This is a genomic window from Streptomyces sp. NPDC042102, from assembly GCF_055582305.1.
Genome location: NZ_JBVJDL010000001.1, coordinates 248,523 through 274,772, shown reverse-complemented (window position 1 = coordinate 274,772; position 26,250 = coordinate 248,523). Strand labels below are relative to the sequence as shown.

Genomic DNA, 26,250 nt, shown 5'->3' with positions numbered 1-26,250 from the left:
CGCCGGGACCGCACCCGCCAGCCGCGCACTCGGCACTACAGCGCCGACGACTTCCTGACCGTCGTCAACGCAGTCCAGGACCACCAACGGCACCCACGTCCGCACCCACCAGTCGTGGCTCGCGAAGACCCCGCTGGACACGGTCAAGGTGTCGCTGCACTACTTCTCCGACGAGAGCGTCAAGGCCATCGCCGGCACCCGCATCGGAATCGACTGCGTGCTGGACGGAATCGAAGCCGCCCGCGAGATCTTCGACAACGTAGAGCTGAACTGTCTGCTCCAGAAGGAGAACGCGCACGAGGTCCGCGACATCCTCGGCTTCGCCCTGGACCGCCGCATGCCCGTGCAGTTCATCGAGCTGGTCGGCACCGACTTCAACGAAGACCGCGCCGCTTCCGCGGTCCCGGCCGACGACATCATCAGCCACCTGCGGACGCTGGCCACCGACGAACGCACCGAGATCGCCGGGGTCGGGCAGGGCCGCCGAGTCTTCGGCATCGACGGTGTGGAAATCGACGTCATCCACCGCGACCTCGGCCGCCACCACGTCGGCCAGTGCGGCACCTGCCCCGTCCGTCCCAAGTGCGTCGAAGGACTCTGGGCCCTGCGCGCCGACCACGCCGGCGGCATCCAGCCCTGCCTCCTGCGCGACGACCTGCGCCTGGACATCAAGCACCTGCTGGACGACCCGGCCCGACTCGCCGAAGCCATCGCCGCGCACGTCACCGCCTTCACCGAGGGGACCCTGTGACCGAGACCATCGCTCTCCCCGCCGCGTTCGAACCCATCACCTATGACGAGTACGACGACCACTCGTTCGTCGCCCTGGAGGGCTTCTCCGGCGTCGGCAAGACCAGGCTGGCGGCTCTCCTCGCCGAACGCTGGAGCGGCATCGCCCTGCACACCCTGGCCCCACCCCACTCCGGATGGTCCGACGAAGCCCACCGCATGAACCCGCTCCCCGGCCTCGCGTTCTACCTCTCCGGCCTCCTGCACGTCTCCGACCGCATCCGCCGTGCCCTGGCCGTCGGCCCGGTCATCGCCGACCGCTACGCGCCGTCGGTCACCGCCTGCCAGGCAGCTGTCCACGGCGCCGACCCCGCCGAAGTCGACCGGCTGATCGCTCCGTTCCGCCCCTATCTCGTCGCGCCTACCCTCACCTTCTACCTACGGTGCTCCGAGGCCACCCTCCGCCAGCGCATGGCCGTCAAGCACGACAAGAAGCAGGACGACACCGACCTATTCGGCGTCCCCGGCCGGCTCAAGCAGCTCGTAGCCAACTTCGAGACCGTTGCCGCGGACGACCCCACAGCGATCGTCCTGGACACCGACGACCTCACGCCCAACGACATCGCCGACATCATCACCGCTCATGTGGAGAGCGCCCGTGCTTAACCCCATCGACACCGAGGCCGTCATCCGCGACGGTGGCGCCACCGGACGGTTCCCGGAGGAGATCCATCCCGGCGTTGCCTGGTGGATGGGCGCCTGCTTCGTCGTCACCACCCGCGCAGACCGGCTCCTGGTCGCCCACGACGGACAGCCGACCACCGCCGAGTTCTTCGACCGTATGTGCCTGGGCGCCATCAACGCCCAGCACTACGCGTGCACCGTCCTCGACCTCGGCACCGCCGACGAAGGCCAGCTGCTGGCCGCGATGAAGGAGGCCGACGGTATCCCCGGGATGCGGGTCGCCACGGCCGGCAGCACGGTCACCGTCACCCTGTACGACCGGTACGGCTCCCGCTTGACCGAGGACACCGGGATCGCCCTGATCCGCTTGATGATCGCCGAAGACCGCGTACCCATCCCCGTGAACGCGGGCTGCAAGGGCCGCATCCAGCGGTACCCCGAGGAGACTCTGTGATCAACACCGCCGAGATCATCCACGCCGGGACCAGCATCCTCTTCGTCACCCTCGACTCCCTGCGCTATGACGTCGCACGGGCCACCACACACGCCGGGAAGACCCCGCACCTGGCCAAGATCCTGCCCGGCGGCCAGTGGGAGGAGCGCCGGACCCCGGGAACCTTCACGCTGCCCGCGCACATGGCCTTCTTCTCCGGCTTCCTGCCCAAGCTGCCGCGGCCCGAGCAACCCCCGCGGCTGTGGGAATGCCGCCCGCCCGCGTTCAAGGACGTCGCCTCGCAGACGTTCGTCTTCGACGCGCCCAACCTGCTCGCCGGCCTCGTGGACCACGGCTACCGGACCGTCTGCGTCGGCGGGGTCACCTACTTCTCCCGCGAGACTCCGCTCGGCTCCGTCCTGCCCGATCTCTTCGACGAAGACCACTGGCGCCCCGAATTCTGCTCGCCGGAGCCGGACTCAACCCGCCACCAAACCGACGAGGCCCTCGCCATCGCGGCCAAGTACGAAGGCCGCCCGCTGTTCCTGTTCGTCAACGTCTCCGCCACCCACGTCCCCCACGGCCACTACCTCGGCCAGAGCACCGACACGTGGGAATCCCAGAGCGCCGCCCTCGCCTACGCCGACGAGCACCTCGGCCGCCTGATCACCGGCTTCACCACCAAGAAGCGGTGGCTGGTCATCATCTGCGCCGACCACGGCGACGCCTTCGGCGAGGACGGATACTACGGTCGCGGAATCGTCCACCCCACGGTGATGAACGTGCCATTCGCCGCGTTCACGGCCGGCCCCCGGAGTAACCTCCGGGCACATGGAGATCCTTCCCGAACAGCGTGACGCAGCTGTCATCGTCGCCCGCGACAGCCAGGGACTCATCGCCCTGCTGACCAGCCGGACCGCCAAGCACGGTGACCTCTTCCTTCCCGGAGGACGTCTCGACCGCGGCGAGACACCGCTGGAAGGCGCACGCCGGGAACTCCGCGAAGAAGCCGGAATCTCCGCCGGCGCATGGACCGAACTCGGCACCTACGCCATCACCCTCGCCTCGCCCGCCCGCATGTCTCTCTTCCTCGCCGAAGACCTCACCCTCGGCCCCCAGCAGCTCGCCGAGGGGGAAGAGGACTTCAAGCTCATGTGGTGGCCGATGGAGGATGCCGTCAAGGCCGCGGAAGGAGGCCGTTTCCTCCTCCCGGGCGGCCCCCTTGCATTGCTGCTCGCCCAGCGGCGCCTCTGCCCTTAAGACCGTCACGCCACAGGAGCACCATCCCCATGCAGCGCACCTCGGCCACAAAGGAGACGACCACATGGGCGAGCCGTCCTGGGAGAAGTTCGGAGAATGGCCGGCTTCCGAGGAACCCTGGGGCCGGTTCGCATGGACGCAGTACAGCGCCCACGGACCCGGCCTCGAACTCCTCCACACCGGCCCCGGCAAGCGCGTCCTGGACCTCGGCATGGGCAAGGGCGACAACCTCTCCCTCGTGGCGCGCACCGGGGCTGTAGCGGTCGGTGTGGACGTCTCCGCAGTGCAGGCCGCAGCGGCCCGCGAGAGGTTCGGAGAGCTGATCGAGGTTCACTGCGCGAGGGCCGAGGAGTATCTGGCCGAGCACGCGGCGGAGTTCGACTCGGTGTACTCCGTCTTCGGCGCGGTCTGGTTCACCGACCCCGCCGTGCTGCTGCCGCTGGTCCGCCGCGCCCTCAAACCAGGGGGACGCTTCGTGTTCTCGCACCTCCCGCCGTCCGGCGAGTGCCCCGGCCCGCACGAGTACGACATGTATACGCCGGGCGAGGAGTTGGTGACCATCACCCGCTGGTGCTATCGGCCCTACATGTGGGAGAAGAAGCTGCTGGACGCCGGATTCACGTCGGCGACGGGGCGCCGGCTCCCCTGCCCGAAGGACAAGCAGACGATCGGCACGTTGATCGTAGAGGCCACGGCGTGACCGACCTCCAGGCCGAGCTCTGCGACACGATCGTGGCCGCGATGGTGGCCCTGCGCGCCACAACCCCGGACGCGGCCACGGTGCTGTCCGACCACCTGGCAGCGTGGAACCCGGAGGCGCTGGCCTGACCGGCCGTGCCCAGACACAGCAGTGCCCCCTCTCCCGGCACCAGGAGCAGGGCGTCCGTACGGCGTGCCCCGGTCGTCGCCGGACATACCGGAAAAGCCCCACGTCCGCGGCGATGGGCGCATATGCTGCGGCGGTTTCGCGGAGTTCCGGTCCTGGGGGGGCTTGATCGTGTTCGGTGGATTCGGTGGGTTCGGTGGTTTCGGTGCTCGAAGAGTCGCCGTGGTGGCCGTGGTGGGGGCGGTGGTGCTGCTCGGGGCCGGCTGCGGGGGCGGCACGGGGAAGGGGTCCGGCACCAAGGGCGCGGACAAGGCCGCGGCCGCGCCGAGCGCGCCCACCGCACCGGTGATGCCGCAGGTCGTCGGGCAGGGGTTCACCGACGCCGCGGCGGCCGTGAACAAGCTCGGCGTCGCGGTCACGCTCGAACCGCGCAGCGCGTACGCGGACGTACGGCTCCCCGGGGACCACGCGGCGTGGACCGTGTGCTTCCAGACGCCGGCGGCAGGGGCCGAGGTCACGCCCGGCGGCCGCGTCGAGCTGTCGCTGACGGCGCCCGGGACGCCGTGTCCCGAACAGGCCGGGGCCACCCTGAAGCCCGGAAAGGGTCCGAGCACACCGCCACCGGCGAAGGGGCCGTCGGCCGCGGCCTCGAAGGCCCCGTCGAAGGCACCCGCGCCGGCACCCTCCACGAAGGCCCCGGACGCGCCGACGACGACGGGCGGGGGCGGTGGCAGCGTCTCCTACAAGAACTGCGCCGAGGCCAAGGCGGCCGGCGCGGCACCCATCCGGCGCGGTCAGCCCGGCTACGGCAGGCACCTCGACCGCGACAACGACGGCATCGCCTGCGACAAGTAGCCACCGTCGGAATTCAGCCGGACGGGTGACCGCACGCTCGCCCGGTCCGGCCCGGCGGGGGCAGAATCGACGCGGCGGAGCAGTGGTACGGCAGCGGGTCGAGGGGGCGGCGGGCATGGCAGTGGACGCGACGATCGGTACGGAGGTCCCCGGCCCGGCCGGAACACCGCTGCTCGGGTCGCTGCTCGACCTCCGGAACGACTCCCTCGGCACGTTCCTGCGCGCCCAGCAGGCGCACGGGGACGTCGTACGGATCGCCGCGGGGCCGCCCGGGCTGCGCGCGCAGATGTACTGCGTCTTCTCCCCGGAGGGCGCCCAGCAGGTGCTGGCGTCGGAATCGGCCAACTTCCGCAAGGACAACATCTTCTACCAGGAGGTCCGCGACTCCTTCGGCAACGGCCTGCTGACCAGCCAGGACGAGGACTACCTGCGCCAGCGGCGGCTGGTGCAGCCGCTGTTCACCCGCAGGCGGGTGGACGGGTACGCCGACGCGGTCGCGGCCGAGACGGCGGCCTCGATCGGCGGCTGGCACGACGGCGCGGTGGTCGACGTGTCCGACGAGATGATGCGGCTGGCGCTGCGCGCCGTCGCCCGGATCCTGTTCGGTACGGACGTCGACGAGACGGTGGGGGTCGTCGACCGGTGTTTCCCGGTCATCGCCGCGTACGTGATGCGGCGCGGCTACTCCCCCGCCAACCTCCCCCGGCACTGGCCGACTCCGGGCAACCGGCGGGCCGCGGCGGCGATGGACGAGCTGTACGGGGTGTGCGACCGGATCGTCGCCGAGCGGCGGGCGGCCGGTGAGGCGGGCGAGGGCGGCCAGGACCTGCTGGCGCTGCTCGCCGCCGCGCGCAGCGACGGCGACGCCGGCTTCGACGCCACCGAACTGCGCGACCAGGTCCTCGTCTTCCTGCTCGCGGGCCACGAGACGACGGCCACCTCACTGGCGTTCGCCCTGCACCTGCTGGCCCGCCACCCCGAGCAGCAGGCCCGGGCGCACGAGGAGGTCGACCGGGTGCTGGGCGGCCGTCCGCCGCAGGCGGCCGACCTGGACCGGCTGCCGTACCTGACGCGGGTGCTGAAGGAGGCGATGCGGCTGTACCCGGCCGCGCCGGTCATCGGGCGGCGGGCGGTCGCCGCCACCGAGATCGGCGGGTACACCGTGCCGGCCGGGGCGGACGTGATCGTGTCCCCCTGGGTGACCCACCGCCACCCGCGGCACTGGCCCGACCCGGACCGCTTCGACCCCGACCGCTTCACCCCGGAACAGGAGGCGGGCCGCCCGCGCTACGCCTGGTTCCCGTTCGGCGGCGGCCCGCGCGCGTGCATCGGCCAGCACTTCTCGATGCTGGAGTCGGTGATCGCCCTGGCGATGATCCTGGACCGCTACGCGTTCGACGCCGTCGACCCGGAGGTCCCGGTCACGACCGGCATCACCCTGCGCCCCACGGGCCCGGCCCGCTGCCGCCTGCGCGCCCGCCCGCGCCCCTGATCCGCGGACGGGACCCTCACACCCCGACCGCGGTGTGGTTGCCCTTCAGCCGTTCGATGTCCGAGGAGCGGACCTGGATCACGAACAGGGCGATCAGGGCGGCGGCCAGCGTGAAGCAGGAGCCCATGACGAAGGCCGCCGAGACGCCGGAGGCCAGGACCTGGTCGCCCCAGGGGTCGGGGAGCCGGCCGGTGCGGGCGAAGAGGACCTTCTGCGCCGGGCGGGCCTCGGCGAGGAAGGCCGGCACCTGCTCCCTCGCCTCGTTGCGGCCGGCCGTACCGAAGACCGTGACCAGGATGGACAGTCCCAGCGAGCCGCCCACCTGCTGCGTGGTGTTCAGCAGGCCCGAGGCCGCGCCCGACTCGCGGTCGGGGACGCCGGAGAGGGCCATCAGGGTCAGGGACACGAACTGCATGCCCATACCGCAGCTGAACACCAGCATCGGGCCCAGGATGCTGCCCAGGTACGTGGAGTGGACGTCGATCCGCGTCAGCCAGGCCAGGCCCCCCGCCGCGCACAGCGCGCCGGCCACCATGAACGGTTTGGGCCCGAACCTCGGCAGCATCCGCGAGGTGAAGCCAGCCGTGACCGCGACGACCACGCTGACCGGCAGGAAGGCCACACCCGCCCGGAGCGGGCTGAAGCCGAGGACGTTCTGCACGAACAGCGTCAGGAAGAAGAACATGCCGAAGACCGAGCAGGCGAAGAAGAGCATGATGCCGTACGTCCCGGCACGGTTGCGGTCGGCGAACATGTGCAGCGGAGTGATCGGCTGCCGCGAGTGCCGCTCGACCAGGGCGAACGCGGCGAGCAGGACGACCGCCGCGCCGAACGAGGCCAGGGTGACCGGGTCGCGCCAGCCGTCCTGGGCCGCGCGGATGAACCCGTAGACCAGCGCGACCATGCCGAGCGTGGAGGTCAGGGCGCCGGCGAGGTCGAAGTGCCCGGGGTGGCGCGCGGACTCCGTGATCACGCGCGGGGTGGCCAGCGCGATCAGCGCGGCGATCGGGACGTTCACGAAGAGGACCCAGCGCCAGTCGAGCCATTCGACGAGGATGCCGCCGGCCAGCAGCCCGATGGCGCCGCCGCCCGCCGAGACGGCCGAGAACACGCCGAACGCGCGGTTGCGGTCCGGCCCTTCACGGAAGTTCGTGCTGATCAGCGCGAGCCCGGTCGGGGAGGCGATCGCGCCACCGGCGCCCTGGAGGGCGCGGGCCGCCATCAGCTGGCCGGAGTTCTGCGCGAGGCCGCCGAGCAGCGAGGCCAGCCCGAACAGCAGCACGCCGAAGACGAAGACCCGCCGCCGGCCCAGGATGTCGCCGGCGCGGCCGCCGAGCAGCAGCAGTCCGCCGAAGGTGAGGGTGTAGGCGTTGACCACCCAGGACAGGCTCTCGGTGGAGAAGCCCAGGGCCGTCTGGATGTGCGGCAGCGCGATGTTCACGATGGTGACGTCGAGGACCACCATGAGCTGGCACGAGGCGATGACGAACAGCGTGAGGCCGCGCCGGGGCGGCCCGGCCGTACCGGCGCTCCCGTGCCGGGTCGGCCGGGGGCTTTGATCCACTCTTACGACGCTATGCCCGGCCCCTACGGGTCACCACTCGAATGGCCTAGGCGATGTGCCATTTCACATGTCACACTACAGAGTCATGGATGACTTCCTTGACCTCTCGGCCCGGACCGCACGCTTCTCCTACGGCTCCCCGCGTGCCTTCGCCTTCGGGGACGGGGCCCGGCTGCTGTACTTCCTGCGCTCCACCGGCCCCACCGACCCCGTGGAGAGCCTGTGGGTCCTCGACACCGCCACCGGCGCCGAGCGCCTGCTCGCCGACGCGGCCGAACTGGCCCCCGAACCCGGTGAACTGCCGCTCGCCGAACGCCGGCTGCGCGAGCGGATCCGGCTGGTCGCGGCCGGCATCGGAGCGTACGCCCTGTCCGGCGACGGCCTGCGCGCGGTGTTCGCGCTCCACGGGCGGCTCTACGAGGTCCCGGGCGACGGCGGCGCGGCCCCCAAGGAGGTCCCGGCCGCCGGACCCGTCGTCGACCCGCGCCCCAACACCGACGGCTCGCGCGTCGCGTACGTCTGCGGGGACGCCCTGTACACGGCCCCCGGCGGCCGGGTCAGCCCGGCCGACGGGGCCCGCTGGGGCCTGGCCGAGTTCGCCGCCGCCGAGGAACTCGGTCGCGCCCGCGGCCACTGGTGGTCGCCCGACGGGGTCACCCTGCTCGCCGCCCGGGTCGCCGAGGGCGCCCTGCCGCGCCGTCACTTCGCCGACGCCGCCCACCCCGAGCGGCCCGCCGAGGACTTCGCGTACCCGCAGGCCGGCGGCCCGAACGCCGACGTCCAGCTGTGGGTGCTCGGTCCCGGGGGCCGCCGGGTCCGGCTGGAGTGGGACGCGGAGACCTTCCCGTACGTCTCGGACGCCGGGTGGGAGTCGAGCGACGAGATCCTGCTGACCGTCCAGGACCGGCTCCAGCAGAACGTGGTCCTGCTCGGCGCCGACCCGGCCACCGGCCGCACCCGCGAACTCTCCCGCACCACCCACCCGCAGTGGGTCGACCCCCTGGTGCCGGGCACCCCCGCCCGGCTGCCCGACGGCCGGATGCTCACCGCCGCCGACCACCCGGGCGGAGCCGCCCGCGCGCTGGCCGTGGACGGCGCCCTGATCACCGGCGACATGGTGCAGGTACGGCGGGTGGCCGGCGTGCACGAGGGGAAGCTGCTGATCGAGGCGGGCCTGCGCGACCCCTCCGAGCAGCAGGTGCTGCTGCTCGACCCGGACTCCGGGGAGCTGACGGCGCTCGCCGACGCCCCCGGCGTGCACACGGTGACGGCGTCCGAGGGGGCACTACTGCTGACGGCCGCCGGCGCCGGCGGCTTCCGGCGCACCGTACGCACCGCGGACGGCCGCGAGTTCACCCCGCGCGACCTCGCCCGGCCGCTGCCGTACCGCGTGGCGCCGGTGCTGGAACGGGTCACCGAGCACGGGGTGCCCACCGCGGTCGTCTGGCCGCGCGGCCATGTCCCCGGCCGCCGGCTGCCGGTGCTGATGGACTCCTACGGCGGCCCGGGCTTCCAGGACGTCTGCGCCGAACCGCGCCGCTGGCAGGCCCGCCAGTGGTGGGCGGACCAGGGCTTCGCCGTCGTCACCGCCGACAACCGCGGCACCCCGTACGTCTCCCCCGCCTTCACGCACGCCATGTTCCGCGGGTTCTCCGCGGTGACCCTGGAGGACCAGGTGGCCGCCCTGCGGGCGCTCGGCGCCCGGCACGCCGACCTCGACCTCGGCCGGGTGGGGGTGCGCGGGTGGTCGTACGGCGGCTACCTGGCCGCGATGGCGGTACTGCGCCGCCCGGACGTCTTCCACGCGGCCGCCGCCGGGGCCGCGCCGACCGACTTCCGCGCCTACGACACCGCCTACACCGAGCGCTACCTGGGCCTGCCGCAGGAGAACCCGGAGGTCTACGAGCGGGACTGCCTGATCGGTGACGCGCCCGCGCTGACCCGGCCGCTGCTGCTGATCACGGGCCTGGCCGACGACAACGTGCACCCCTCCCACACCCTGCGGCTGTCGCAGGCGCTCACCGACGCGGGCCGCCCGCACCAGCTGCTGGCGCTGCCCGGGGTGACGCACATGACGCCCGGTGGCGTCCGGGAGAAGCTGATGTGGCAGGAGCTGGCCTTCTTCCGCCGGGAGCTGAGCGCGGGGAGCTGAACGCAGGGAGCCGCACGAGCGAAGGGCCCCGCGGGCATCGTCGGCCGCGGGGCCCTTGCTCCTTCCCGGGTTTCCCCGTCAGTCCCCCGGGAAGTGACAGGCCACCTCGCGGCCGGCGCCGGTCCCGGCGATCCGCAGCAGCGGACGCTCGGTCCGGCAGATCTCCTGGGCCTTGGCGCAGCGCGGGTGGAAGGTGCAGCCGGGCGGCGGCGCGGCCGGGCTGGGCGGGTCGCCGAGCAGGGTGATGCGCTCGCGGCGGCGCTCGGCGGCCGGGTCCGGCAGGGGCACGGCGGACAGCAGGGCCCGGGTGTAGGGGTGCTGCGGGTTCTCGTACAGGGACTTCTTGTCGCCGATCTCGACGATCCGCCCGAGGTACATGACCGCCACCCGGTCACTGACCCGTTTGACGACGGACAGGTCGTGGGCGATGAACACGTAGGCCAGGCCCAGTTCGGTGCGCAGCCGCTCCATGAGGTTGACGATCTGCGCCTGGACGGAGACGTCGAGGGCGGAGACCGGCTCGTCGGCGACGACCAGGCGGGGGCTGGTGGCCAGCGAGCGGGCGATGCCGATGCGCTGGGCCTGGCCGCCGGAGAACTCGTGCGGGTAGCGGTCGATGTGCTCCGGGATCAGCCCGACCAGGTCCATCAGTTCCGCCGCGCGGCGGCGGGCGTCGGCGGCCGTCCAGCCCTGCACCAGCAGCGGGTCGGAGATGATCCGGGCCACGGTCTGGCGGGGGTTGAGCGAGGAGTGCGGGTCCTGGAAGACCATCTGCAGGTGGCGGCGCAGCGGGCGGAGCCGGCCCTGGGGGAGATGGGTGATGTCCCGGCCGTCGAAGGTGATGCTGCCGGCGGTGGGTTCCAGCAGCCGTACCAGCATCCGGCCGGTGGTGGACTTGCCGCAGCCCGATTCGCCCACCAGACCGAGGGTTTCGCCGGCGGCGAGGTCGAAGGAGACGCCGTCGACGGCGCGCACGGACGGGCCGCGGCGGCCGGTCGCGCCGCGCCGGCCGGGGAAGGCCATGGTGAGCTCGCGGACGCGCAGCAGGGGCCGGTCGCCGCCCTCCGCAGCGGGGGCGGCCGCGGCCGTGGCCTCGGGGGCCTCGGTGGGGTTCGCCGTGGTCATCGGGACACCTCCTGGACGGGGTCCGCGGCGGACCCGGCGGCGGGGCCGGCGCCGGCCGGCGGGTCGTGCGGACCGGCGAAGTGGCAGGCCGCGGTACGGGCGGGAGCGGCGGCCGGGGAGGCGGCCGCGACCGGGTACGGGCGCAGCGCCGGGCGGAGGGTGGCGCAGCGGGCGCGGTCCTCGTCCGTGCCGGCGGCGGCGCGGGCGCAGCGCGGGGCGAAGGCGCAGCCGGGGGCCGGTTCGCGCAGGGAGGGCGGGGCTCCGGGGATGGCCCGCAGCGGCTGGTCGTCGCTGTCGTCGAGGCGCGGCAGCGAGTCGAGCAGCCCGCGGGTGTAGGGGTGTGCGGGGTCGGTGAACAGGTCGTCGACCGCGGCCTGTTCGGCGGCCCGGCCGCCGTACATGACGAGCACCTCGTGGGCGACGCGGGCGACCACGCCCAGATCGTGGGTGATCATCACGACGCCGAGGCCGCGCTCCTGCTGGAGCCGGGCGATCAGTTCCAGGATCTGGGCCTGGACGGTGACGTCCAGGGCGGTGGTCGGCTCGTCCGCGATCAGCAGGTCGGGTTCGCAGGCCAGGGCCATCGCGATCATGGCGCGCTGGCGCATGCCGCCGGAGAACTGGTGGGGGTACTCCCCCGCCCGCCGGGCGGGTTCGGGGATGCCGACCTCGCCGAGCATGTCGATCGCGCGCCGGCGGGCGGCGGCCCGCCCGGCGCGGAAGTGCACCCGGTGGTGCTCGGCGATCTGCTCGCCGACGGTGTAGTAGGGGTGCAGGCTGGAGAGCGGGTCCTGGAAGATCATCGCCATGCGGCGGCCGCGCAGCCGGGAGAGTTCCTTCTCCGCCATCCCGGTCAGTTCCCGCCCGTCCAGGGCGATGGATCCGGTGACCTCGGCGCCGCGGTGCAGGCCCATCACGGCGAGCGAGGTGACGGACTTGCCGGAGCCGGACTCGCCGACGATGCCGAGGGTGCGGCCGGCCTCGACGGTGAAGGAGAGGGAGTCCACGGCTCGGACCCGGCCGCGCGGGGTGGTGAAGGTGACCTGGAGGTCGCGCACGTCGAGCAGGGGTGCGGGGTGCGTCATCAGTACCTCACTCTCGGGTCGACGACGGCGTACAGGAGGTCGACCGCGAGGTTGGCGACGACGATGAAGAAGGCGGCGAGCAGCGTGACGCCGAGGACGACGGGCTGGTCGGCGCCGACCAGCGCGCCGTAGAAGAGCCGTCCGACGCCGGGGAGTCCGAAGATGGACTCGGTGATGACGGCTCCGGCGAGCAGGCCGCCGAGGTCCATGCCGAAGATGGTCAGGACCGGGGTCATGCCGGAGCGCAGGCCGTGCTTGACGACGACGGTGCGCTCGGGCAGGCCCTTGGCGCGGGCGGTGCGGATGTACGGCTCCGCCATCGCCTCGATCATCGAACCGCGGCTCTGGCGGGCGTACATGGCGGCGTACAGCAGGGCGAGGGCGGTCCAGGGCAGCAGCAGGTTCGAGGCCCAGGCGGCGGGGTTCTCGGTGAAGGGCTGGTAGGTGGGGTAGGGCAGCAGGCCGGCGACGCGGATGACTCCGTAGATGAGCATCACGGAGGTGAAGTAGACGGGCAGCGACGCGGCCGCGACGGCGCCGACCATCAGGGCCTTGTCGGTGACGGTGTCCTTGCGCAGGGCGGCGGTGACGCCGGCGCCCAGGCCCAGCAGCAGCCAGAGGGCGGCGGCGCCGACGGCCAGGGAGGCGGAGACCGGGAGCCGGTCCATCAGCAGGTCCCAGACGGGCAGGGAGTTCTCGTACGAGTAGCCCAGGCACGGGAAGTCGCAGGCGACGGCGTACGGGCCGGTGCCGAGCGTGCGGCCGGTGAAGATGCCGGTGAGGAAGTCGGCGAACTGCCGCCACAGCGGCTGGTCCAGGCCCAGGTACGCGCGGACGTCGGCGATCCGCTCCGGGGTGCAGGTCTTGCCGCAGGCGGCAGCGGCCGGGTCGGCGGGCAGCACGTAGAAGACGAGGAAGGTGACGGCGGCGATCGCGAGCAGCACGCCCGCGAGGGCGAGCAGCCGGCGGACCAGATAGAGGATCATGTGCGGCCGCCCCGGGGGTCGAGGATGTCGCGCAGGGCGTCACCGAGCAGGGTGAAGGCGAGCACCGCGAGGAAGAGGAAGGTGCTGGGGATGAGGAAGTACATGGGGTCGGTCTCGTAGAAGGCGACGGACTCGGCGATCATCTGGCCCCAGGACGGGGTGGGCGGGCGGACGCCCACGCCGAGGTAGCTCAGCGCCGCCTCGGTGCTGATCATCCCGGGGATGAGCAGGGTCGTGTACGCGATCACGGGGCCGGCGACGCCGGGGAGGATGTCGCGGGTCAGGATCCGCCAGGGGCTCGATCCGCCGACGCGGGCGGCGTCGACGTATTCGCGGTGTTTGAGGGAGAGGGTCTGGCCGCGGACCACGCGGGCGACGCCGGGCCAGCCGAACAGGCCGATGACGGCGGTCATCAGCACGATCCGGTTGACGTCCTTGGCCACCGACATCATCGCGATCATGAAGATCAGCGACGGGAAGGACATGGTGAGGTCCATCAGGCGGGACAGGACGGCGTCGGTGCGGCCGCCGAAGTAGCCGGCGGCGATCCCGGCGGCGGTGCCGGCGAGGACCACGATGGCGGTGGCGGCGAAGGCGATGAGGAGGGAGACCTGGGCACCGTGGACGACGCGGGCGAACAGGTCGCGGCCGCTGACGGGTTCGACGCCGAGCCAGTGCTCGGAGCTGATGCCGCCGAGCGGGCCGATCGGCAGGCCGCCGAGGTAGGGGTCGACGGCGCTCTTGTCGAACGCGTCGGGGGACCAGCCGCCGAGTGCGCCCAGCCAGGGGGCGGTGACGGCCATGAGGACGAAGAGGAGGACGACGGCGAGGCTGACGCGGACGGCGGGGCGGCGGCGGAGCTCCCGCCGGGCGAGCTGCCAGGGGCTGCTGCCCGGGGGGAGACCGGCTGCCCGGCCGTCCGCCGGGCCCTTGGCGGGGTCCGTGGCGGGGTCCGTGGCGGGGTCCGTGGCCGGGTCCGTGGCCGGGTCCCCGCCCGGGGCCGCTGGACCTGCGGCCGGTGCGGTGGCGGTCATGACGGGATGGGCCTCGTCCGCTCTCAGCCCTGGCCCTGGCTCTTGGCCGGGTCCTTGAGGCCGACGGTGGCGTAGTCGATGCTGCCGGTCCACACGGGGTGGCCGAAGGCGCCCGCGATGTTGGTGCCGACGAGGAGGGGCTTGCGCTCCAGCAGGACCGGGATGGAGGGGGCCTTCTTCATGATCTCGGCGTCGAGGTCGATCCAGGCCTGGCCCGCCTGCTTGGCGTCGGACATGGCGTTGATCTCGTCGATCCGCTTCTGCACGGCCTCGTCGCGGAACTGGCTGTAGTTGCCCTGGTTGCCCTTCTCCTTGATGGTCCGTCCGTCGAAGACGAACGGGATCCAGGTGGAGCCGGAGGGGTAGTCCGGGCACCAGCCGGTGAACGTCATGTCCGGGGTGGTGGACAGGTCGCCGATGGAGTCGTAGTAGGCGCCCGGGTCGACGGTGTCGATGACGACCTCGACGCCCGCGCGGGCCAGGCCCTGCTGGATGGCCTCGGCGCGGTTCTTGTCGCCGGTGGAGACGGCGAGGGAGACCTTGAGGCGCTCCTTGCCGGCGGCCTTGAGGAGTTCCTTGGCCTTGGCGGGGTCGCCGGCCGGGGCGGTCTTCAGGGTGTCGGCCTGCTTGCCGCCGGTGAGGGCGGGCGGCAGGTAGGCGGTGGCGACCTCGTTGAGGGCCGGGCCGCCGGCGGCGGTGATGACGGCCTCCTTGTCGAGGGCGTAGTGCATGGCCTCGCGGACCTTGGGGTCGTTGAAGGGGGCCCGGGAGTTGTTCAGGTGCAGCATCGTGGTGCAGCCCTGGGACTCGGCGAGCAGGCGCGCCTTGACGTCGGGCTTGGGCAGCACCTTGGGGGCGCTCTCCGGGCGCATGTTGGAGTACTCCACGGCGGAGGCGTCGGCGCCGTCGCTGGCGATGATCCGGTCGTCGATCTGGACCCCCTTGAGGCCCATGACGACCACGAACCGGTCGGGGTAGGCCTTGCGGACGGTGTCCGTCTTGGGGTCCCAGTGCTCGTTGCGGACCAGGACCAGCTTCTTGTCGCGGTCGTAGGTCTCGATCTTGTAGGGGCCGGAGGAGAAGGGGCGGGCGTCGTACTGGGTGCCCTTCTCCTGGGACTGCGGGACCGGCGCGAAGGTGGGCAGGGTGGCGGTCGCGGAGAACTCGGCGACGGGGCGCTTGAGTTCGAACACGATGGTGCGGTCGTCGGGGGTCTTGACGGAGTCGAGGTGCTTGCCCTGGAGGGGGCCCTTGTAGCCCTCGGTGCCGGCCAGGTACTGGGCGGCGTAGTCGGGGCCGCCGGTGAGGTCGGGGGCGAAGGAGCGCTCGACGTTGTACTTGATGTCCTGGGCCTTGATGGGCGTGCCGTCCTCGTACTTCACGCCCTCCTTGAGGGTGAAGGTCCAGGTGCGGCCCTCGTTGGAGGGGGTGCCGAGGTCGGTGGCGAGGTCGGGGACCAGCTCGCTGCCGGCGGCGCCCGGCTCGGCCTTGAAGGTGACCAGGGTGCGGTAGAGCAGCCGGGTGCCGAAGTCCATGGCCGGCATGGTCCAGTTGCGGGCCGGGTCGAGGTGGGAGAAGTCCTGGTTGGACAGGACGGTGAGGGTGCCGCCCTTGACCGGGGTCCCGCCGAGGGTCTTGCCGTCGTTGGCGGCGGCCGGATTGGCGGCGCCCGCCCCGCCGCCCGCGCCCTTGGTGGTGCCACCGGAGCAACCCGTGACGCCGAGTCCGAGTGCGGCCACCAGGGCGGTGGCGAGGGCGAGTTGGGTGCGCTTGGTCATGGTCACTCCAGGGAAGGGCGGCACTCTGTGATGTGACCGGTAACATAGTAATGTGAAATTGCACTGACAAGGGGTCGGGCTCCCTGTTATCCAGCCGTGTCCAAAACAGGGGTGGGCGGGGCGAGTTGGGGGGCCACGGGAAGGCGGGCCGCCGGGGGGCGGGTCGCGAGGGTGGCCCTGGTGGACCCAGGGTCACGGCGGGCCTGGCCGGGCCGGCGGGACGCGGGCGAGGCTACGGGCATGACGAACCACCACACCACCGAAGTCACCGCGACCGCCACGGAAGCCACCGCGACCGCGACCGCCACCGAGTTCCGCGACCGCGTCGTCCTGATCACCGGAGGGACCAGCGGTATGGGTCTGGCCACGGCCGGCCGGCTGCTGGACGCCGGCGCCCACGTCGTGGTCACCGGCCGCGACGACGCCCGTCTCCAGCGGGCGGCCGACCGGCTGAAGGCCGCCTCCGACGGCGGCGAACGGCTGCTCACCGTACGGGCCGACGCCGCTTCCGTCACCGACCTGGACCGGCTGACCACCGTGATCGGCGAACGCCACGGGCGGCTCGACGGGGTCTTCGCCAACGCCGGCGTCGGGGTCTTCCAGCGCGCGGCCGAGGTGAGCGAGGCGGACTTCGACCACGTCATCGGCGTGAACTTCAAGGGCGTCTTCTTCACCGTGCAGAAGTCCCTGCCGCTGCTCGCCGCCGGAGGCGCCGGAGCTGCCGGAGGTGCCGGAGGTGCCGGAGGCTCGGTGGTCATCAACGCCTCGTGGACCCTGCACCGCGGCATGGCCCACGCGCCGGTGTACGCGGCGAGCAAGGCCGCCGTCCACAACCTCACCCGTACGCTGGGCAGCGACCTCGCGGAGCGCGGCATCCGGATCAACTCGGTCAGCCCCGGCTACATCGTCACCGAGATGTTCCACGCCAACATCCCCGACGTCGCCGCGCACGAGGCGATCCGGGCCGAGGTCCCGCTCGGGCGGCTGGGCGAGGCCGAGGACGTCGCCGAGACCGTGGCCTTCCTCCTCTCGCCGCGCTCCTCGTACATCACCGGCCAGGACATCGCGGTCGACGGCGGGCTGGTGACCGTCATCCCGGCCGTCCCGTGGACCCCGGTCGCGGCCGTGTGACCTTGCCTGGTCCTGGCAGGGCCAGGCAGCGCCCCGCCCCGTCGGCCAGAATCGGGGCATGCCCGCCTCCACGAGCCTGAGCGATTTCCTGCGCACCCGCCGCTCCCGCCTGCACCCGCAGGAGATCGGCCTGCCCGACTACGGCGGCCGGCGACGCGTCAGCGGTCTGCGCCGCGAGGAGGTCGCCCAGCTCGCCGGGGTCAGCGTCGACTACTACACCCGCATGGAACAGGGCCGCGTCCCCCACCCCTCGGACTCCGTGCTCGACGCGCTCGCCCGCGCCCTGCGGCTGACCGAGGACGAGCGGACGCACCTGCGCCACCTGGCCGGGCCGCGGCGCACCGTCCGGCCCGCGGCCGGGCGCGCGCCGGCCCGGCCCCAGCAGGTGCGGCCGATGCTGCGGCGGCTGCTCGACGAACTGCGGGACGTGCCCGCGGTGGTGATGGGCCGGCGGATGGACATCCTGGCCTGGAACTCCGCCGCCAGTGCCCTGTTCGGCGACTACGGCGCCCTGGCTCCCGCCGAGCGCAACATCGCCCGGATCACCTTCCTCGACCCCGCCTCCCGCGCGCTGTTCGGGGACTGGGAGGGATGCGCGCGCGAGAACGTCGCCTACCTGCACCTGGAGGCGGGACGGCACCCCGACGATCCGCGGCTCGCGCAGCTGATCGGCGAACTGTCCCTGCGCAGCGAACGGTTCCGCACGTGGTGGGCGCAGCACCCGGTGCAGGACAAGACCTCGGGCACCAAGCTGTACCACCATCCGGTGGTCGGCGACCTGGAGCTCTCCTACGAGACCCTGCGCGCCGCCGACGACACCGAGCAGGCCCTGATCACGTACGCCGCCGAGCCGGGCACCCCGTCGCACGACGCGCTGCGGATGCTGCTGGCCTGGGAGGCTCCGGCCGCCACCGCCTCGGCGGCGGCCGGCGGACCGGGCCACTGAGGGCGGCGGCCCGCAGGCGGCTGTCGCAGCCCGCTACCGCAGCCCGCTGCCCAGGCCGCCCTCGATGCGGCCCACCGGTTCGTCGCGGCCCTGGGCCCACAGCGAGCGCACGTGGCCGAGGTGGCGGAGCATGCAGGCCTCCGCCGCCTCGGCGTCACCGGCGATCATCAGGTCCAGGAGCTCCAGGTGCTCCTCGGCGGAGGAGACGAGCTTGCCGGCCTCGTCCAGGCCCGTCAGTCCGTACAGCCGCGACCGCTTGCGCAGGTCGCCGACCGTCTCCACCAGCCGCTCGTTGCCCGCCAGGCCCAGCAGGGTGAGGTGGAAGCGGCGGTCGGCCTCCAGGTAGCCGATGAGGTTGTGCTCGCGGGCGCTGGTGACGATCTCCTCGGCGATGGGCCGCAGCTCCTCCAGCTGCCCGGCCGTGGCGAGCCGGGTGACCCGGCCGATCATCGGCACCTCGATCAGCGTGCGCAGCTCGGTGTACTGGTCCAGGTCGCGCTCGCTGACCTCGGTGATCCGGAAGCCCTTGTTGCGCACCGGTTCGACCAGGCCCTCGCGGGCCAGGTCGAGCATGGCCTCGCGCACGGGGGTGGCCGAGACGCCGAGCTCGGTCGCCAGGCCCGGTGCCGAGTAGACGTTGCCGGGGCGCAGTTCGCCCGCTATCAGGGCGGCACGGAGGGCATGACCGACCTGGTCACGAAGCCTTTCCTGGGCCTTGATGAGACTGTGTTGCTTCAGGTCGCCCATCGCATGTCCTCCGAAGATCCCCCAGCTACCGCTGGGCGGTGCCCCCAGCAGAGGAACAGCGTACAATGTCACGTTTCGCTGTTCTCCCCGGCCGCCGCGTACACCGCCACCGCCACCGCAAGATCCTCCCAGGCCATGCCCACACTCTTGAAGAGCTGTGGACAACTTCCCGGTTGTGGAGGACGCACCCGGCCGGTCACCAGATCGGCCAGCGTCCCGGTGATGTGACCGGGCCCGATCGCCCCCTCCGCCTCCGGCACCAGCAGGTCCCCGGCCTCGCGCAGCGCCGCCGCCCGCGACTCGACGTACACGGCCGCCCGCCGCACCAGCGCCGTGTCGGTCTCGCGGGCGTCCGGCTCGTGCGAGCCGACCGCGACGACCGTCGCGCCCGCCGGCACCAGCCGCCCGTCGAACAGCGGTTCGCGCGCGGTCGTGCAGCAGACGATCAAGTCTGCCCCGGCCACGTCCTCGGCCGTACCCGTCCGGGCGGGGACGCCCAGCGTACGGGCGTGGTCGGCCAGCTTCCCGGCCCCGAACGGGTTGCGCGCGACGACCAGGACCTCCGCCAACGGCCGCACCGCGAGCACCGCTTCGAGGTGCCCGTACGCCTGCGGCCCCGACCCGAACAGCACCAGCCGCAGCGGCCGGCCGGCCGGCGCCAGGTACCGCAGGGCGAGCGCGGAGACCGCCGGGGTGCGCAGCGCGGTCAGCGCGGCGCCGTCCAGCAGGGCCAGCGGCCGCAGGGACGCCCCGTCCAGCAGCAGGTAGGACCCGGTGATCCGGGGCAGCCCGCGCGCGGCGTTGCCCGGCGCGACCCCGGCGATCTTCACGCCCGCGTACGCCCCCGTCGCGGCCGGCATCAGCAGCAGCTCGCCGCCGGGCACGGCCACGGAGGTGCGCTGCGGGCAGGCCTCCGGGTCGAGGCCCGCCCGCAGGACGCCGGCCAGCGCGTCGGCGGCACCCGCCGGGCCGAGGAGCCGCAGGACGTCCCCCTCGCCCAGCTGCGGCAGCGCGGTCACAGCTGGAACCCGGCGCCCAGGGCGTCGTAGGGGTCCACGACGAAGGCGTGCTCGCCGGTCCGGTACGCGGTGCCGGTGACCTCGGTGACCCCGCCGGCCAGGATCCGCCCGGTGAAGACGGAGCCCACCACGGACTCGTGGAGCAGGTCCTCGCCGCTGCCGAGCCGGCCGTCCTCGGCGAGCAGGGCCAGCCGCGCGGAGGTGCCCGATCCGCAGGGCGAACGGTCGATCTGGCCGTCGGCGAACACGGTCACGTTGCGCTGGTGCGGTCCGAAGGGAGTGTCGGGCAGTTCCTCGTAGAGGATCACCCCGTACACCCCGGACAGCAGCGCGCTGTCGGGGTGCCAGGTGCCGGGGTGGGTGGCGAGCGCCGCGCGGATCTCCTGGCCGGCCCGGGTCAGTGCGGGCAGCGCGGCGCGCGTGACCTCCAGTCCGAGGTCACGGGCGGCGACCGAGGCGTAGCAGGCGCCCGCGTGGGCGAGGTCCACCTCGGCGACGCCGGACGACGTGGCGACCGGCACCTTGCGCGCGCTCACGCGGGCGGGGACGTTGCGGAAGGTGATGCCGGTGGTACGGCCGCCGTCGCGGTGGACGGTCGCGGTGACCCGCCCCGACGGCACGTCGACGCGCACCTGGACCTCGCCGTCGTCGGGGGCCGCGACCCGGCCGGTGTCCACCGCCCACGCCCCGAGCGCCATCGTGCCGTGCCCGCACGCGGTGGAGTAGCCGTCCTTGTGCCAGAACAGCGCCCCGAAGTGGGCGCCGTCGTCGTCGGGCGGCACCACGAAGGCGCCGTACATGCCGGCGTGCCCGCGCGGCTCCTGCACCAGCAGCCGCCGTACGTCGTCCAGCCCGCCCCGGCGCGGCGCGGTGCCCGAGCCGCCCGGGCCGATGACGGTGGCGCAGCGCTCGGCCACGGTGTCCCCGGGCACCGGCGGCAGCCCGCCGGCCGCGGCGTCGACGATCCGGAAGGGCTCGCCGGCGGTGTGGTAGTCGGTGGTGCGGACGGTACGGATGGTGCTCACAGCAGGAACCCTCCGGGGAAGGGGTCGGACGGGTCGAGGAAGTACTGTGCCGTGCCGGTGATCCAGGCCCGCCCGGTGACGGTGGGCACGACGGCGGGCCGGCCGCCGACGGTGGTCTCCTCGACCAGCCGACCGGTGAACTCGGTGCCGATGAAGGACTCGTTGACGAAGTCCCGGCCCACGGGGAGCAGGCCGCGGGCGTGCAGCTGGGCCATGCGCGCGCTGGTGCCCGTACCGCACGGGGAACGGTCGAACCAGCCCGGGTGGATGGCCATGGCGTGGCGCGAGCGGGTGGCGTCGGAGCCGGGGGCTGCCAGGTAGACGTGCTTGACGCCGGCGATGGAGGGGTTCTCGGGGTGGACGGGGCGGTCGGGGCCGGCGTTGATGGCGTCCATGACGGCCAGCCCGGCCGCGAGGAGGTCGTCCTTCCGGGCCCGGTCGAAGGGCAGCCCGAGGGCGTCGAGGTCGACGAAGGCGTAGAAGTTGCCGCCGTAGGCGAGGTCGTAGGTGACCGTGCCGTACCCGGGGACGTCGGCCTTCAGATCGAGCCCGACGCAGAAGGACGGCACGTTGGTGAGCGTGACCGCGCGGGCCTCGCCGTCCTCGACCCGGACGTCCACGCTCACCAGCCCGGCCGGGGTGTCGAGGCGGACGGTGGTGACCGGCTCGACGGCGGGCACCATGCCCGTCTCCACCAGGACGGTGGCCACCCCGATGGTCCCGTGCCCGCACATCGGCAGCAGCCCCGACACCTCGATGTACAGCACGCCGAAGTCGGCGTCGGGGCGGGTGGGCGGCTGGAGGATCGCGCCGCTCATGGCCGAGTGGCCGCGCGGCTCGTACATGAGCAGCGTACGGACGTGGTCCATGTGCTCGATGAAGTGCAGCCGCTTCTCGGCCATGGTGGCGCCGGGGATCACCCCGACTCCCCCGGTGATCACCCGGGTCGGCATGCCCTCGGTGTGGGAGTCGACCGCGTGGTAGACGTGACGGGTGCGCATGGGGATCCCCCTGTCGGCTGTGCGTGGACGATCGGTCGGGTACGGGTCGGGCCGGTGCGGGTCGGTCGCGCCGGTGCGGGTCGCCCGGCGCGGATCCGGTGCCCCGGCCCTAGTTGTGCCCCTCGGCCAGGGCCTTCTCGGTCGCGGCGCGGACGGCGGCCTCGGTCTCCCCGGTGAGCGGGAAGCGCGGCGGCCGGGTGGCCCCGCCCGGACGGCCCGCCAGGTCCATGGACAGCTTGATGGCCTGGACGAACTCGGTCTTGGAGTCCCAGCGGAGCAGGCTGTGCAGGGACTTGTAGAGCGGCAGGGCGGTGGCGAGGTCACCGGCGACGGCGGCCCGGTAGAGCGTGGCGCAGGAGTTCGGCAGGGCGTTGGGGTAGCCGGCGATCCAGCCGACCGCGCCGGCGAGGGCGAGTTCGAGCAGGACGTCGTCCGCGCCGATGAGCAGGTCCAGTCCGGGGGCCAGCTCGGCGATCTCGTACGCGCGGCGGACGTCGCCGCTGAACTCCTTGACGGCCACGATGCTGCCGTCGGCGTGCAGCCGCGCCAGCAGGGCGGGGGTCAGGTCGACCTTGGTGTCGATGGGGTTGTTGTACGCGACCACCGGCAGGCCCGCCCGCGCCACCTCGGCGTAGTGGGCGCGCACGGCGTCCTCGTCGGCCCGGAAGGCGTTGGGCGGCAGCAGCAGGACGGAACCGGCGCCCGCCTCGGCGGCCTGCTCGGCCCAGCGGCGGGCCTCGGCGCTGCCGTAGGCGGCGACGCCCGGCATGACGCGGTCGCCGTCCCCGCCGGCCGCCTCGACGGCGGTGCGCACGACGCGGGCGCGCTCCTCGTCGGTGAGGGTCTGGTACTCGCCGAGGGAGCCGTTGGGGACGACGCCGTCGCAGCCGTTGGCGATCAGCCAGGCCACGTGCTCGGCGTAGGCGTCGTAGTCGACGGACAGGTCCTCGCGCAGCGGGAGGGCGGTGGCGACCATGATGCCGTGCCAGGGGCGGGTGCGGGGACGGGGCGCGGGGGTGGGCGCGTGGGTCATGGGTGACTCCCTAGTGTGGTGTGTGACATTTTACTAGTGGGTTCGATGTGGCCACAAGGGCCACGCCCGGGCGGATCGAGGGCGATCGAGGACCAATCGACAGGCATTCGACGGGCATTCGACGGGCATCGGCCGGGCATGGCCGGACATCGGCCGGGCATGCGCCGGTCGGCCGGCGGAGGTCCGCCCGGCGCTCCGGCGGCTGATCAGCCGTCAGCGGGCAGGTCCGCCAAGTGCGCCAGCGGTACCGGACAGGAGAAGGGCCGGCGGTCGGCGGCGGGATCCTGCCCGGTCAGGGCGGCCACGGCCGGACCGCACATCCGGCCCTGGCACCAGCCCATACCGGCGCGCGTGAGGAGTTTGACGGTACGGGCGTCCCGCGCGCCGAGGTCGGCGACCGCCTCCCGGATCCGCCCGGCCGGGACCTCCTCGCACCGGCAGACGTCGGTGTCGTCGTCCAGCCAGCCGGTCCAGCCGGGGCCGGGGCGGTGGGCGGCGGCCATGGCGTCGGCGAACCCCCGCAGCCGGGCGCGGCGGCGGCGCAGCCGCGCGGCGCGGCGGTCGTCGGCCGTGGCCGTGACCGCCGGCGGGGCCGCGGTCGCGGACGGCCGTACGGTGCAGGCGACCGCCAGGGCCGCCAGCTCGCCCTCCACCAGGGCCAGTTGCGCGCCCCCGATGCCGCCGGTCTCACCGGCCGACCAGATGCCGGGCACGGAGGTGGCCTGGTCGTCGTCGAGGACGAGGGCGGGGGTGCCGTCGGCCGAGGTGAAGGTGGCGCAGCCCAGCGAGGTGGCGAGCTCCAGCTGGGGCACCAGCCCGTGCCCGACGGCGACCGCGTCGCAGGGGATCCGGCGTCCGGTGCCCGGGACCGGCCGCCAGTCCTTGTCCAGCCGGGCCACGGTCACCGCCTCGACGCGGGTCCTGCCGTGCGCCGCGGTGACGGCGTGCCGGGTCAGCAGCCGTACGCCGTGCCGCAGCAACGCCCCGCCGTACGTGGCGCCTTCGGCGAGCTTGCCCGGGTTGCGCAGCAGCACCGGCACCCGGCCGGCGTACCCGAGGTAGGACGCGCCCTCGACGACGGCGGGCACCGTGGCCCCGGCGGCGGCGAGCGAACCGGCCACGGCCAGCAGCAGCGGCCCGCTCCCGGCGACGACCACGCGCCGGCCGGGCAGCACCAGCCCGCCCTTGAGCATCGCCTGCGCGCCGCCGGCGCCGATCACCCCGGGCAACGTCCAGCCGGGGAAGGGCAGCTGGCGCTCGTACGCCCCGGTGGCCAGCAGCACGGCGCGCGCCCGGACGCGGGCGGCGGTGTCGTCGGGGCCGACGGCGTGCAGCAGCCAGCCGTGGGGACCGCTCCCGGCCGGTACGGCCGGGACCAGCGTCCAGACGTGGTGGCCGGGCAGGTAGTCGATCCGGCCGGCCGCGATGTGCGCCCGCAGGGCCGCCTCGCGGCGCGCGAACGCGGACCAGTCGTGGTGCAGCGCCTCGGGGCGGGCGGCGCCCAGGGCGGGGTCCGGGTGGCGGTAGTACTGCCCGCCGGGCCGTGTCCCCGCGTCCAGGAGGGTGACGCGCAGGCCGAGTCCGGCGGCGGTGACGGCGGCCGCGAGCCCGGCCGGCCCGGCACCGACGACGGCCAGATCGGCGAGATCGGTGAGGTCGGCGAGGTCGGTGGGCTCGCTGGGACCAGTGGGCTCAGACGGCGAGCTCGGCATGGCCCGTCCCTTCCTGGGTGGTGACGGTGTCCCCCGCCCGCGCCGGGACGAGGCAGGCGCGCTGGTTGGGGCGGCCGTTGACGGTGACCAGGCAGTCGTAGCAGCTGCCGATCCCGCAGAACACGCCGCGCGGAGCGGCCCCGTCGCGGGTGGTCCGCCAGGACAGGATCCCGGCGCCCCACAGGGCGGCGGCGATGCTCTGGCCCGCGAGCACGGGGATCTCGCGGCCGTCGAACTCGATCGCGTACGCCGCCTGCGCGGCGCCGCCGACCAGCGCGCGCGGGGTGCGCGACGTACCCGTGCCGCCGGCCGGTTCGGTGGGGCGGTTCATGGGGCGGCCTCCTTCGGGGCGGCGGGACCGGCGGAATCGACCGGACCGGCGGGATCGACCGGATCGTGGGGGTCCCCCGGCCCGTCCGGCCCCGCGCCGTCGCCGAAACGGTCCGGCCGGAACGGCTCCGGGTCCAGGGCGGGGGCGGTGCCCGCGAGCGCGGCCGCGATCAGCAGGCCCGTGCCCGGGGCGAGTCCGATGCCGGCGCCCTCGTGGCCGCAGGCGTGCAGCAGGCCCGGGACGCGCGGGTCGGGGCCGATCGCCGGGAGATGGTCGGGGAGGTAGGGGCGGAAGCCGTGGTACGTGCGCAGCACGCGGACGTCCGCCAGCACCGGGAACAGCGCGGCCGCCTGCCCGGCGAGGCGGCGCAGCGCCTCGGTGGACAGCGAGCGGTCGAAGCCGACGCGTTCGCGGGTGGCGCCGATGAGCACCGGGCCGGCCGGGGTGCCCTCGACGACGGCCGAGGACTGCAGCGCGGCGGATCCGCTGGCGACGTCGGCGATGTAGTCGGCGGCGTAGACCTTGTGCCGCACCACGCGCGGCAGGGGTTCGGTGACGAGCACGAAGCCGCGGCGCGGCAGGACGGGCAGGGTGACGCCGGCGAGACCGGCGACCGTCCCGCCCCAGGTGCCGGCGGCGTTGACGACGGCGGGGGCGAGGAGCTCGCGCCGCGCGGTGCGGACGCCCCGTACCGCGCCGGAGGCGTCGCGCAGGATCGCGGTGACCTCCTCGCCCAGGTGCAGGGTGGCACCGGTGGGGGCGGCCGCGGCGGCGGCGAGCAGGCGCGCGGCCGCCTGGGCCGGCTGGACCTGGGCGTCCTGCGGGTAGTGGAAGCCGCCCGCGAGGCCCCGCGCCAGGTGGGGTTCGAGGTCGTGCAGGCCGTCGGCGCTCACCTCGGCCGCCTCGACGCCGGCCGCCCGCTGGCCCTCGGCGAACGTCCGCAGGGCCTTGAGGGTGGTCTCGTCGGGTGCGACGACGAGGCCGCCCTTGGGCTCGTACTCGGTCTCCGGCGGGAGCACGTCGGCCAGTTCGCGCCACAGCCGCGCGGACAGGAGGGCGAGGTCGAGCTCGGGGCCCGCCTCCTTGTCGGAGACGAGCAGGTTGCCCTCCCCGGCGCCGGTGGTGCCACCGGCGACGGGGCCCCGGTCGACGACGGCCACGGAGAGTCCGGCGCGCGCGGCGTAGTAGGCGCACGCCGCTCCGACGACGCCGGCGCCGATGATCACGGCGTCCAGAGGGTGTCTGTTGAGCACGGCAGTAATATGTCACATTCTTTAGAGGGTGCCTAGGGTCCGCCCAGGG

The 26,250-nt window shown here is 73.6% G+C and carries 26 protein-coding genes; 12 read left to right on the top strand and 14 right to left on the bottom strand.

Annotated elements, in window-relative coordinates; all coding sequences use genetic code 11:
- The first annotated feature begins 148 nt into the window (after positions 1 to 148).
- From ACZ6KO_RS01125 to ACZ6KO_RS01085, 9 genes are all read left to right on the top strand, one after another.
- Positions 149 to 751, top strand: coding sequence for a hypothetical protein (locus ACZ6KO_RS01125; RefSeq protein WP_469298428.1), 603 nt, complete (start codon positions 149 to 151; stop codon positions 749 to 751).
- Positions 748 to 1,395 (top strand): dTMP kinase, encoded by a 648-nt coding sequence (locus ACZ6KO_RS01120; protein WP_469298426.1) that lies wholly within the window; start codon positions 748 to 750, stop codon positions 1,393 to 1,395. The genes ACZ6KO_RS01125 and ACZ6KO_RS01120 overlap by 4 nt, the downstream gene beginning before the upstream one ends.
- Complete coding sequence (locus ACZ6KO_RS01115; protein WP_469298424.1) at positions 1,388 to 1,867, top strand: hypothetical protein; 480 nt, start codon at positions 1,388 to 1,390, stop codon at positions 1,865 to 1,867. The genes ACZ6KO_RS01120 and ACZ6KO_RS01115 overlap by 8 nt, the downstream gene beginning before the upstream one ends.
- A complete protein-coding gene (locus ACZ6KO_RS01110) occupies positions 1,864 to 2,703 on the top strand; it encodes an STM4013/SEN3800 family hydrolase (RefSeq protein WP_469298422.1) in 840 nt (279 codons plus the stop codon). Before ACZ6KO_RS01115 ends, ACZ6KO_RS01110 begins: the two co-directional genes overlap by 4 nt.
- The gene (locus ACZ6KO_RS01105) at positions 2,678 to 3,106 is read left to right on the top strand and encodes an NUDIX hydrolase (protein WP_469298419.1); all 429 of its coding nucleotides are present in this window, start codon (positions 2,678 to 2,680) and stop codon (positions 3,104 to 3,106) included. The genes ACZ6KO_RS01110 and ACZ6KO_RS01105 overlap by 26 nt, the downstream gene beginning before the upstream one ends.
- A 64-nt stretch (positions 3,107 to 3,170) precedes the next feature.
- On the top strand, positions 3,171 to 3,806 hold the full coding sequence (locus ACZ6KO_RS01100) for a class I SAM-dependent methyltransferase (RefSeq protein WP_469298417.1): 636 nt from the start codon (positions 3,171 to 3,173) through the stop codon (positions 3,804 to 3,806).
- Positions 3,803 to 3,934 carry a hypothetical protein gene (locus tag ACZ6KO_RS01095; protein WP_469298415.1) on the top strand — a complete coding sequence of 44 codons (132 nt, stop codon included), beginning with the start codon at positions 3,803 to 3,805 and terminating at the stop codon, positions 3,932 to 3,934. The genes ACZ6KO_RS01100 and ACZ6KO_RS01095 overlap by 4 nt, the downstream gene beginning before the upstream one ends.
- Before the next feature lie 220 nt (positions 3,935 to 4,154).
- Entirely contained in the window at positions 4,155 to 4,787 is a 633-nt protein-coding gene (locus tag ACZ6KO_RS01090; protein ID WP_469298413.1) for an excalibur calcium-binding domain-containing protein, read from the top strand.
- A gap of 115 nt (positions 4,788 to 4,902) precedes the next feature.
- A complete protein-coding gene (locus ACZ6KO_RS01085; protein ID WP_469298411.1) occupies positions 4,903 to 6,279 on the top strand; it encodes a cytochrome P450 in 1,377 nt (458 codons plus the stop codon).
- A 16-nt stretch (positions 6,280 to 6,295) separates the two neighbouring features.
- On the opposite strand, the gene ACZ6KO_RS01080 is transcribed toward ACZ6KO_RS01085, so the two are convergent.
- The gene (locus ACZ6KO_RS01080) at positions 6,296 to 7,843 is read right to left on the bottom strand and encodes an MFS transporter (protein WP_469298410.1); all 1,548 of its coding nucleotides are present in this window, start codon (positions 7,841 to 7,843) and stop codon (positions 6,296 to 6,298) included.
- Between the two features lie 85 nt (positions 7,844 to 7,928).
- Between ACZ6KO_RS01080 and ACZ6KO_RS01075 the strand changes: the two genes are divergently transcribed.
- Positions 7,929 to 9,995 carry a S9 family peptidase gene (locus ACZ6KO_RS01075; protein ID WP_469298409.1) on the top strand — a complete coding sequence of 689 codons (2,067 nt, stop codon included), beginning with the start codon at positions 7,929 to 7,931 and terminating at the stop codon, positions 9,993 to 9,995.
- A 78-nt stretch (positions 9,996 to 10,073) separates the two neighbouring features.
- On the opposite strand, the gene ACZ6KO_RS01070 is transcribed toward ACZ6KO_RS01075, so the two are convergent.
- From ACZ6KO_RS01070 to ACZ6KO_RS01050, 5 genes are all read right to left on the bottom strand, one after another.
- The gene (locus ACZ6KO_RS01070) at positions 10,074 to 11,018 is read right to left on the bottom strand and encodes an ABC transporter ATP-binding protein (RefSeq protein WP_469301438.1); all 945 of its coding nucleotides are present in this window, start codon (positions 11,016 to 11,018) and stop codon (positions 10,074 to 10,076) included.
- Between the two features lie 98 nt (positions 11,019 to 11,116).
- Positions 11,117 to 12,205, bottom strand: a complete 1,089-nt coding sequence (locus ACZ6KO_RS01065; protein WP_469298407.1) for an ABC transporter ATP-binding protein — start codon at positions 12,203 to 12,205, stop codon at positions 11,117 to 11,119.
- The gene (locus tag ACZ6KO_RS01060) at positions 12,205 to 13,191 is read right to left on the bottom strand and encodes an ABC transporter permease (protein WP_469298404.1); all 987 of its coding nucleotides are present in this window, start codon (positions 13,189 to 13,191) and stop codon (positions 12,205 to 12,207) included. Before ACZ6KO_RS01060 ends, ACZ6KO_RS01065 begins: the two co-directional genes overlap by 1 nt.
- Positions 13,188 to 14,225 (bottom strand): ABC transporter permease, encoded by a 1,038-nt coding sequence (locus ACZ6KO_RS01055; RefSeq protein ID WP_469298401.1) that lies wholly within the window; start codon positions 14,223 to 14,225, stop codon positions 13,188 to 13,190. The genes ACZ6KO_RS01060 and ACZ6KO_RS01055 overlap by 4 nt, the downstream gene beginning before the upstream one ends.
- A 23-nt stretch (positions 14,226 to 14,248) precedes the next feature.
- Positions 14,249 to 16,003 (bottom strand): ABC transporter substrate-binding protein, encoded by a 1,755-nt coding sequence (locus ACZ6KO_RS01050; protein ID WP_469298399.1) that lies wholly within the window; start codon positions 16,001 to 16,003, stop codon positions 14,249 to 14,251.
- Positions 16,004 to 16,243: 240 nt separating this feature from the next.
- Here ACZ6KO_RS01050 and ACZ6KO_RS01045 point away from each other — a divergent pair, with 240 nt between their 5' ends.
- Together ACZ6KO_RS01045 and ACZ6KO_RS01040 are read left to right on the top strand one after the other, a co-directional pair.
- Positions 16,244 to 17,134 (top strand): SDR family NAD(P)-dependent oxidoreductase, encoded by an 891-nt coding sequence (locus tag ACZ6KO_RS01045; protein ID WP_469298395.1) that lies wholly within the window; start codon positions 16,244 to 16,246, stop codon positions 17,132 to 17,134.
- A gap of 58 nt (positions 17,135 to 17,192) precedes the next feature.
- Entirely contained in the window at positions 17,193 to 18,080 is an 888-nt protein-coding gene (locus ACZ6KO_RS01040) for a helix-turn-helix transcriptional regulator (RefSeq protein ID WP_469298393.1), read from the top strand.
- A 33-nt stretch (positions 18,081 to 18,113) separates the two neighbouring features.
- Here the strand turns inward: ACZ6KO_RS01040 and ACZ6KO_RS01035 are convergent, their stop codons facing one another.
- The 8 genes from ACZ6KO_RS01035 to ACZ6KO_RS01000 form a co-directional block, all read right to left on the bottom strand.
- Entirely contained in the window at positions 18,114 to 18,827 is a 714-nt protein-coding gene (locus tag ACZ6KO_RS01035) for a GntR family transcriptional regulator (protein WP_469298390.1), read from the bottom strand.
- A gap of 68 nt (positions 18,828 to 18,895) precedes the next feature.
- Complete coding sequence (locus tag ACZ6KO_RS01030) at positions 18,896 to 19,846, bottom strand: ornithine cyclodeaminase family protein (protein WP_469298388.1); 951 nt, start codon at positions 19,844 to 19,846, stop codon at positions 18,896 to 18,898.
- Positions 19,843 to 20,871, bottom strand: a complete 1,029-nt coding sequence (locus ACZ6KO_RS01025; protein ID WP_469298385.1) for a proline racemase family protein — start codon at positions 20,869 to 20,871, stop codon at positions 19,843 to 19,845. Before ACZ6KO_RS01025 ends, ACZ6KO_RS01030 begins: the two co-directional genes overlap by 4 nt.
- Entirely contained in the window at positions 20,868 to 21,872 is a 1,005-nt protein-coding gene (locus tag ACZ6KO_RS01020) for a proline racemase family protein (protein WP_469298382.1), read from the bottom strand. Before ACZ6KO_RS01020 ends, ACZ6KO_RS01025 begins: the two co-directional genes overlap by 4 nt.
- Before the next feature lie 109 nt (positions 21,873 to 21,981).
- Positions 21,982 to 22,905: a dihydrodipicolinate synthase family protein gene (locus ACZ6KO_RS01015; protein WP_401454013.1), complete on the bottom strand. Its 924-nt coding sequence runs from the start codon at positions 22,903 to 22,905 to the stop codon at positions 21,982 to 21,984.
- A gap of 206 nt (positions 22,906 to 23,111) precedes the next feature.
- Complete coding sequence (locus ACZ6KO_RS01010) at positions 23,112 to 24,617, bottom strand: FAD/NAD(P)-dependent oxidoreductase (RefSeq protein ID WP_469298379.1); 1,506 nt, start codon at positions 24,615 to 24,617, stop codon at positions 23,112 to 23,114.
- A complete protein-coding gene (locus ACZ6KO_RS01005; RefSeq protein ID WP_469298377.1) occupies positions 24,598 to 24,948 on the bottom strand; it encodes a (2Fe-2S)-binding protein in 351 nt (116 codons plus the stop codon). The genes ACZ6KO_RS01010 and ACZ6KO_RS01005 overlap by 20 nt, the downstream gene beginning before the upstream one ends.
- Complete coding sequence (locus ACZ6KO_RS01000) at positions 24,945 to 26,201, bottom strand: NAD(P)/FAD-dependent oxidoreductase (protein ID WP_469298374.1); 1,257 nt, start codon at positions 26,199 to 26,201, stop codon at positions 24,945 to 24,947. The genes ACZ6KO_RS01005 and ACZ6KO_RS01000 overlap by 4 nt, the downstream gene beginning before the upstream one ends.
- Positions 26,202 to 26,250 lie beyond the last annotated feature (49 nt).

Coding starts and splice junctions, on each gene's coding strand:
- ACZ6KO_RS01105 (WP_469298419.1), top strand. CDS start 2,678: ATGGAGATCCTTCCCGAACAGCGTGACGCAGCTGTCATCGTCGCCCGC.
- ACZ6KO_RS01100 (WP_469298417.1), top strand. CDS start 3,171: ATGGGCGAGCCGTCCTGGGAGAAGTTCGGAGAATGGCCGGCTTCCGAG.
- ACZ6KO_RS01085 (WP_469298411.1), top strand. CDS start 4,903: ATGGCAGTGGACGCGACGATCGGTACGGAGGTCCCCGGCCCGGCCGGA.
- ACZ6KO_RS01075 (WP_469298409.1), top strand. CDS start 7,929: ATGGATGACTTCCTTGACCTCTCGGCCCGGACCGCACGCTTCTCCTAC.
- ACZ6KO_RS01070 (WP_469301438.1), bottom strand. CDS start 11,018: ATGGCCTTCCCCGGCCGGCGCGGCGCGACCGGCCGCCGCGGCCCGTCC.
- ACZ6KO_RS01065 (WP_469298407.1), bottom strand. CDS start 12,205: ATGACGCACCCCGCACCCCTGCTCGACGTGCGCGACCTCCAGGTCACC.
- ACZ6KO_RS01060 (WP_469298404.1), bottom strand. CDS start 13,191: ATGATCCTCTATCTGGTCCGCCGGCTGCTCGCCCTCGCGGGCGTGCTG.
- ACZ6KO_RS01055 (WP_469298401.1), bottom strand. CDS start 14,225: ATGACCGCCACCGCACCGGCCGCAGGTCCAGCGGCCCCGGGCGGGGAC.
- ACZ6KO_RS01050 (WP_469298399.1), bottom strand. CDS start 16,003: ATGACCAAGCGCACCCAACTCGCCCTCGCCACCGCCCTGGTGGCCGCA.
- ACZ6KO_RS01045 (WP_469298395.1), top strand. CDS start 16,244: ATGACGAACCACCACACCACCGAAGTCACCGCGACCGCCACGGAAGCC.
- ACZ6KO_RS01040 (WP_469298393.1), top strand. CDS start 17,193: ATGCCCGCCTCCACGAGCCTGAGCGATTTCCTGCGCACCCGCCGCTCC.
- ACZ6KO_RS01035 (WP_469298390.1), bottom strand. CDS start 18,827: ATGGGCGACCTGAAGCAACACAGTCTCATCAAGGCCCAGGAAAGGCTT.
- ACZ6KO_RS01020 (WP_469298382.1), bottom strand. CDS start 21,872: ATGCGCACCCGTCACGTCTACCACGCGGTCGACTCCCACACCGAGGGC.
- ACZ6KO_RS01015 (WP_401454013.1), bottom strand. CDS start 22,905: ATGACCCACGCGCCCACCCCCGCGCCCCGTCCCCGCACCCGCCCCTGG.
- ACZ6KO_RS01010 (WP_469298379.1), bottom strand. CDS start 24,617: ATGCCGAGCTCGCCGTCTGAGCCCACTGGTCCCAGCGAGCCCACCGAC.
- ACZ6KO_RS01005 (WP_469298377.1), bottom strand. CDS start 24,948: ATGAACCGCCCCACCGAACCGGCCGGCGGCACGGGTACGTCGCGCACC.